Here is a 7,086-nt window from a genome sequence, read left to right as displayed (position 1 = left end):
AAAAGTCGTTTTCCGGATTCCGTTCATGGTTCGACAGGCTCACCACGAACGGTCCATTAAACTTTCCGAACCACACGAACGGAATATCAATAACTTACACCGTTCGTCCTGAGCCGGCCGAAGGGTCGAAGGGCTTCGTGACTTTTTACGACTTCATCAAAAATGCCGGCAAGAACACCGACATACAGCGTCTTGGTTGACCCGGTGCGCCCCTTCCCTTCCTCTACGGTGAAAGAGGGAGCACCCGGCCGCTCAGATGGCAAGCATAGGGGAAAAGGGGGGCCTTGTCAATTTTGATTATAGAGGGTAAAAGGACCGCAAATGATGAAATACGACCGTTTTGAAGAGGTTCCCCTGGACCGGATTGATGGATCGGACAAGCGGTTTGCCTTCGCTTTCCCCGAGAATGTAGAGGAACTCCTTCCCTCGGTAAAGGCGTCGGGGGTTTTGGTTCCCCTGTTTCTGCAGGACCTCGGTACGGGGTTGTTCCGGATTGTTTGCGGCCATCGCCGGGTGGCGGCTGCAAAAAGGGTGGGTATCCGGCAAGTGCCGGCCCGGGTTGTCGGGGTGGAGGTTGGTGATCTTGATCTTTACCTGGCGGGCATCCGGGAAAATCTGGCGGTCCGTCCGGTCAACAATATTGAACGGGGCCGGTGCCTCCATCGCCTGGTCTCGGACTTCGGCGTCGATAGGGCAACACGCAACGAGGTGATGAATCAACTCGGGATCTCCCCGTGCGATCGTCTTTACAAACAGTATGCGGGTCTTGTCCGGTTGACCGGCAAGCTCCAAAATTATGTTGTTTTGCATAACATCCCGGTTCGGGTCTGCACCCGTATTGCCGCCTGGCCGGAGACGGGGCAACGCTCCCTGGAGGGAATGCTGCAGAGGGTCACGTTCGGCGGGAATGCTCTCCGGAAACTGGTCGACTTCCTCGAAGAGATCGCCCTGAGGGAGAAAACCACACCCGGAAAAATCCTGGAACGCCCCGAAATCTCCCTCCTGCGGGAAAACCGTGACTTAACGTCCACCCAGATTCGGGAAAGAGTCGAGGAGGTCTTGCGGGAATTTCGATTCCCGGAGCTTACGGAACAGTGCGCAACCCTGAATTCTTTGCTGAAAAAGGTGTGTCCGCGGGAGGTTCAACTGTTCCTCCCCTCTTTTCTGGAAGGAGAGAAGGTTGAGGTGCATTTCCGGTTCGGCTCCGTCGATGAACTCCGGGAGCGGACCGCCTCGCTGAATGGGATTGCGGACCGGGAGGAAACCGGAAAGATCCTGGCCTCTCTGAAACAGTTGAATTCATAGATCGATTTTTTCGGGAGGTCCATACCGGATGGAATATCCAATAGAGCGGATCTTTCTTGAGGCCGGGGTGGAAACTTTGCCGGTCACACAAGAGATTGTCGCCCGTTTTCCCGGCCTTCCCGCGGAGATTGTGGATGAGCCTGATCCGATCTTTCGACCCCTTCTGCAGGAGGGGGATCCGCAGGGGGCGGGCAAGCAGGTTCTTTTTCTCTCCTCCTTCCCCGGTGCGTTCGTTAAGAAGTGTCCCGGTACGCAGGGATTCATCTGCTGCAACTATACCGTCCTCAATGCCGCCACCGGTTGCCCTCTTGACTGCACCTACTGTATCTTGCAGCTTTACCTCCGGAATAATCCGATCCTCCGGATTTTTGTGAATACCGGGGAGATCCTCTCCCGGCTGGAGACCCTTTTTGCAGCGCGTCCCGGTCGGATCTTCCGGATCGGTACGGGAGAGCTGACGGACAGCCTGGCCCTCGACCCGTTGACCGGTCTCTCCCGGGAACTTGTTCCCTTTTTCGCCCGGCAGACAAATGCGCTTCTTGAATTGAAGACCAAGACCGATCACATAGAGAATCTTCTTGACCTTGATCCCCGCGGCCGGACGGTGATCGGCTGGTCGGTTAATCCCGAAGCAATCATTACCGCGGAAGAACGGGGAGCGGCGTCTCTCACGGATCGTCTCCTCGCGGCAAAACGGTGCCGGGCGGCGGGGTACAAAATCGCCTTTCATTTTGATCCGATGATCCTCGATGAAGGATGGGAGGGGGCGTATTCAGGTGTCGTGGAGGCGATCATGAGATCCGTTGATCCCGAAGGAATTGCATGGATCAGCCTGGGAGGGCTCCGTTTTCCGCCGGCGCTGAAGGAGATCATGCGGGAGCGCTTTCCGGAGAGTCCGATCGTCACGGGGGAATTCATTCCCTGTCCGGACGGGAAGATGCGCTATCTGCGCTCCATCCGGGTTCCGGCCTACCGAAAAATGGTGGAGTGGATCCGGAGTTACGGGTCGAAGGTTCCCGTCTATCTCTGCATGGAGAGCCGGGAAGTCTGGGAACGGGTTTTTGCAAGTGCCCCCCCGGGGATTGAGAATCTCTCGGGGATCTTCAGATGACATTCCGGCCATCGGCGTTCTTCGTCGTCCGCAAAGGAGGATGGTGCGGGAATCACCGCTGTCAGCCCGCCGCCTCATGTTTCCACGGCCAGCAGAATTTCCATTTCCACACGGAGGGCGGGATCGCCCCGGTCGGCGGTGCTGACGACAATGTGCGGCCCGTCGGGAAGGCCTGTGACGGGATCAAAGCGTTCTTTTTGGGCATGGTAGATCTCCTCCCTGCCGTCCGAGGGATCATCCCTTTCCTGGTGCCGCTTCCGAATCCGCTGCATCGCAGTCTCTTCGGGACAGCGTGTTTCGATGACGAAGAATCGCGCATTCATCTTTTGCGCCAGTTTTCCCGCTTTTTTCCGTTCCTCCTTTTTCAGGAAAGCCGCATCGAGAAGGACCGGGTTTCCTTTCCGGAGTTCCTCTTCTCCTCTTTCTAAAAGCGCGTCATAGGTCCAGCGGCTCATCGCCTCTCCATAAATCCCTTCTCCAAAGGGTACATCCTGATGAGCGGAAGCGGGAATCCCGGCAAGCTCCTTGCGTACAAGATCGCTTCGGAACAAAGGCAGGTCGAGGTCCTGCGCGAGGCGTAAGGCCAGGGTACTCTTGCCCGTCCCTGTGAGTCCGCAGGTGATGATCAGATACGGGCGGGCGCCGGTATAAGTTCCGGCGAGAGCGAAGTACCTGCGGGCGGCCCGCCGGGTCCGCTCCTTCTCCCCGGCCGGTAATGCGGGATCCTTCGCTTTCATGCTTTCCACCTTCCCCCGAACGTAGGCCCGGTAACTCTTGTAGAAGCGGATCAGCCGCAGCAGGTCGATGTCGCGGGTGTAGCGGGCATAGTTGTGGACGAGGTGGCGGGAAAGCTCGGGCTGTTCGAAGAAATCGAGATCCATGGCGAGGAATGCAAGATCACAGGCCACGTCGGAATAGCGGAAACGGCGGTTGAACTCCACGCAGTCGAAAATAACGATCGGTTCTTGCACGCAAATATGTTCCGGGCGCAGGTCGCCGTGACAGTCGCGGATCTTCTTTTCGGTAACACGTTTTTCAAGGAGAGAACGGTTTCCATCCAGGAAGGCCCGGCTATCGTTTCGGATCCGTTCGAAGACGTTTTTCTCTATGGTTTCACCGATAAAGGACCGGGTCTGTTCAAAGTTTTCTTCGATATTCTTACGGATGCGCCTGGGGGATCCATAGATGGAGATCTCCGGCGTGCTCTCGGCCCGGCTGTGAAAACCGATCAGGTGAAGGGCGATCCGGCGGATCATTTCACGATCGACGCTCCCTTCCATCAGAAGGGTGTCGAGCATCCTGTCTGCCGGGAGGCGGCGCATTTTGAGGACGTACTCAATCACCTCTCCCTCTTCTCCCGTAAGGGTGATCCGGTCACCCTGCCGGCGGACCGGAAGGATCTGTAGATAGACATCATTTGCGAGGCGTCGGTTCAGGCGCAATTCCTGTTCGCAGAAGAAACGACGGGCATTCAGTGTGGTGTAGTCGAGGAATCCGAAGTCAACCGGTTTCTTGACTTTGTAGACGAATCGGTCGGTGAGAAAGAGGGTAGAGATATGGGTCTCCCGGAGTTCCACCTTTCGGGTTGCTTCCGGGTAGAAGCCGGGGTTCCTCATTGCCTGCAGAACAGACGATTGCTCCATTTTTTCTTTTCCTTCGGAAAAGAAAAGCGTCCCAAGCAGACCTATAAGCCGGGTTCTGTATCCCGTCTGCGACGGGACGGTAATCATTCATCTAGCCCCGACGTCACCGCCGGGGTCAAGCGACCTGACCCGGAGGCTTCGGACGGGCCGTCCTCAAACGCCTCCCTATTTGGCCTTGCACCGGATGGGGTTTGCCGAGCTGCCCGGTCACCCGGACACTGGTGGGCTCTTACCCCGCCATTTCACCTTTACCCCGGGATTCCCGGGGCTGTGTCTTTTCTGTGGCACTTTCCTGCCCGTCACCGGGACTTCCCGTTAGGAAGCATCCTGCCCTGTGGTGCCCGGACTTTCCTCTCCGGAAAACCGGAGCGATTACCCGATCTGCTTGGGACGGCCCTATTGTAGCGAAGAAAAGCGTTCATGGCAAAGGCAAAATCAAGGTCAAAATCAAAGCAAGAAACGAAAAGCATTTAACCACGGGGAACACGGGGTGTCACGGGGAAAAGCAGAGCACAAAGGTTGATGGTCTCGTAAAAAGTCATTTTTCGGGTTCCGTTCATGGTTCGACAGGCTCACCACGAACGGTCCATTAAACTTTCCGAGCATAGTGAACCGGTCGAACCACATGAAATCCAAAGTTTTTGAAGGTTTATGAATTCTGTCTTGCCGGATTATGCTGCCGGATCGCCCGGTTTGCCAAGGCGTCGGCCTCGCGGTTTTCTTCCCTCGGGATGTGCGCGATCTCGAAGTGGTCGAAGCGACGGCTGAGCCTGGTGACTTCGTCGAAGAGTTTCCGGAGATGGGGCTGCTTGACCCGGTAGATCCCGTGGAGTTGCCGGACCATGAGCTCGGAGTCGGATGCGACCCGGACCTCGGAAGCGCCTTCTTCCAGCGCCCGGGTCAGTCCGTCAATGAGCGCTTTGTATTCCGCAACATTGTTGGTGGTCTCTCCGATATACCGGCAGTGTTCAAAGAGGACTGTTCCATCCTCTGCACAGGCGATGCATCCGATGCCTGCCGGACCGGGGTTGCCTTTCGCCGCCCCGTCGGTATGGATCAGGATTCGCTTTGACATACCTGATTCTCGACGTAGAGGATACGGTTGCAGAAGGAACAGGTAATAATCGAGGTTCCCTTCCGGACATTGTTAAAAAGCTGGGGGGGCAGGGTCATGTGACATCCCTGGCAGTTGCCGTCGATGATCTGTACGACGGCCGGGCCGCTTTTGTGCTGGAAAATTTTACTGTAATATGCCAGATGGCGGCGATCAATCGTCCGGAGAATCTCATCCCGCCGGGCGTTGAGTTCCTTCTCCCGGCTGTCGAAGAGGGTTGAATCGGCCAGCATCTCTTCCTGTTTCTTCCGGAAATTTGCTTCTTCCTCCTGACACTGTGTGGCCAGTTCGTCCCTTTGATTCTGTGAGGACTCCAGGAGTTCCATGTTTGCGAGGAGTTTCTCTTCATCCTCTTTCTTTTTTCGTTCCATTCCCTCGATTTCTTTCTGCAGAGCAAAATATTCTTCCTGGGTTTTAATCCGGGAAAGCTTTTCTTGCGATTTTCGGATCTTTTCGGTAAATTCCTGCGTGGCCAGCTCCAGTCCCCGAGCTTCCTCCCGAAGTTTTGTGACCTCTTCGATCTGTCGGTCTCTTTCCGTTTCCAATTGCGTTAAGGGTTCACGGACATGCAAAATGGCCTGTTTCACTTCCGCCCGTTTTTCTTTGATTTCACCGAGGCGGTTGTCAACCTCCTGAAGGTGGATCAGTTGTTGCAGGTCTTCTTGTAAGGTCATGATCGGCTCCTTTTTAGATGAACTGAAAGGGGTCACGTTCGGTGCGGGATACCTGCACGGTAAGGTGTTCCCCTTTCCTGTAGATGGCTTGACGAATCTTTTCCGCCAGAGGTTTCCGGATACCCGCTTCCGAAGCGAAGTGACCCAGGTCCAGGGCAGGGATCCCCTCCAGGAGAAAATTCATGGCATCGTGGTATTTCAAATCCCCCGTGATGAAAAGATCCGGTGCCGCACGGCAGACCTCGGGGAAGAGATCGGCTCCGCTTCCGCAACAGAAGGCGATCTTCTGCACGGTTTTCTCTTTGGACCCTACGAGACGAACGGTGGGGATCTTCAGGGATTTTTTAAGGTCGGTGATGATTTCCGTGATCCGCCGCGGGGCCTCCAGCTTCCCAATGCCTCCGAAGCCTTTCACCTCGGAGGTTCTTCCCCCCGGCAGTTCCTTCCAGCGGGCAATTTTTAATGCCCGTCCCAATTGGTCGTTGACACCGCCTGCAGCGACATCGAGATTCGTATGGGCCGCATAGACGGAGATTCCCGCCTGCAGCAGAGGCGGGAGGAGCTTGCCGATGCCGGTATTGGTTTGCAGCCGGGAGAGGGGATGGAAAAAGAGGGGATGATGGGTCACGATGAGATCGGTCTTTTTCCGGGCTCCTTCCCGGATGACTCCTTCCGTGATGTCCAGGGCGACGAGGATGGATGAGACCTCCGCTTCCGGGGATCCGACCTGAAGACCGGAATTGTCCCACGATGCGGCGTACTGTGGAGGGGCGATCTCCTCCAGAATGTCGATGATCTGCTGTAGTTTCATGTTCTTTAAGGGACAAAAAAAATGCACTTTAGATTTCTAAAGTGCATTTCAGCTTACGCGTAATCTTTGTGATTCTGCCTGGAAAAAGATATTTGTTTTTCATAGTCCTTTGTTGCACGCTTTGGTGGGCCCACCAGGACTCGAACCTGGGACCAACCGGTTATGAGCCGGTGGCTCTAACCAACTGAGCTATGGGCCCAGGTGATCTCTCTTTTTTATTCTTGATGGTGTCGTAAAAAGTCGTTTTTCGGATTCCGTTCATGGTTCGACAGGCTCACCACGAACGGAATATCAATGACTTACACCGTTCGCCCTGAGCGTGTCGAAGGGTTGAACGGACTTTTTACGACTTTATCATTCTTCATTCTTCCCGTTCGTCCTTTTTCCGGCCGTTCATAATAGAACTATATATTATAGAAAAGGCCGGT

The 7,086-nt window shown here is 55.3% G+C and carries 6 protein-coding genes, 1 tRNA gene and 1 other RNA gene; 2 read left to right on the top strand and 6 right to left on the bottom strand.

Translation table 11 applies throughout. From position 1 onward, the window contains the following. Nucleotides 1-321: 321 nt before the first annotated feature. Entirely contained in the window at nt 322-1,305 is a 984-nt protein-coding gene (locus GXP58_09855; GenBank protein NOY53906.1) for a ParB N-terminal domain-containing protein, read from the top strand. 28 nt (nt 1,306-1,333) lie between these two features. Next, on the top strand, nt 1,334-2,416 hold the full coding sequence (locus GXP58_09850) for a hypothetical protein (protein NOY53905.1): 1,083 nt from the start codon (nt 1,334-1,336) through the stop codon (nt 2,414-2,416). A gap of 74 nt (nt 2,417-2,490) precedes the next feature. Here GXP58_09850 and GXP58_09845 read toward each other — a convergent pair whose 3' ends face one another. The 6 genes from GXP58_09845 to GXP58_09820 all read right to left on the bottom strand — a co-directional run bounded on the left by GXP58_09845 (nt 2,491) and on the right by GXP58_09820 (nt 6,857). Beyond that, on the bottom strand, nt 2,491-4,059 hold the full coding sequence (locus tag GXP58_09845) for an AAA family ATPase (protein NOY53904.1): 1,569 nt from the start codon (nt 4,057-4,059) through the stop codon (nt 2,491-2,493). 28 nt (nt 4,060-4,087) lie between these two features. Beyond that, nucleotides 4,088-4,447, bottom strand: an RNA gene (gene rnpB, locus GXP58_09840) — RNase P RNA component class A. A gap of 261 nt (nt 4,448-4,708) precedes the next feature. Continuing rightward, complete coding sequence (locus GXP58_09835) at nt 4,709-5,134, bottom strand: ribonuclease HI family protein (GenBank protein ID NOY53903.1); 426 nt, start codon at nt 5,132-5,134, stop codon at nt 4,709-4,711. Then, nucleotides 5,116-5,847, bottom strand: coding sequence for a hypothetical protein (locus tag GXP58_09830; protein NOY53902.1), 732 nt, complete (start codon nt 5,845-5,847; stop codon nt 5,116-5,118). The genes GXP58_09835 and GXP58_09830 overlap by 19 nt, the downstream gene beginning before the upstream one ends. A 13-nt stretch (nt 5,848-5,860) precedes the next feature. Then, nucleotides 5,861-6,658, bottom strand: coding sequence for a Nif3-like dinuclear metal center hexameric protein (locus tag GXP58_09825; protein NOY53901.1), 798 nt, complete (start codon nt 6,656-6,658; stop codon nt 5,861-5,863). Between the two features lie 122 nt (nt 6,659-6,780). After that, nucleotides 6,781-6,857, bottom strand: a tRNA-Ile gene (locus GXP58_09820). Nucleotides 6,858-7,086: the final 229 nt, after the last annotated feature.

This window comes from Deltaproteobacteria bacterium, from assembly GCA_013151235.1.
GTDB lineage: Bacteria > CG2-30-53-67 > CG2-30-53-67 > CG2-30-53-67 > CG2-30-53-67 > JAADIO01.
The sequence above is the reverse complement of the archived record's forward strand: the minus strand, read 5'-3'. Positions and strand labels throughout refer to the sequence as shown.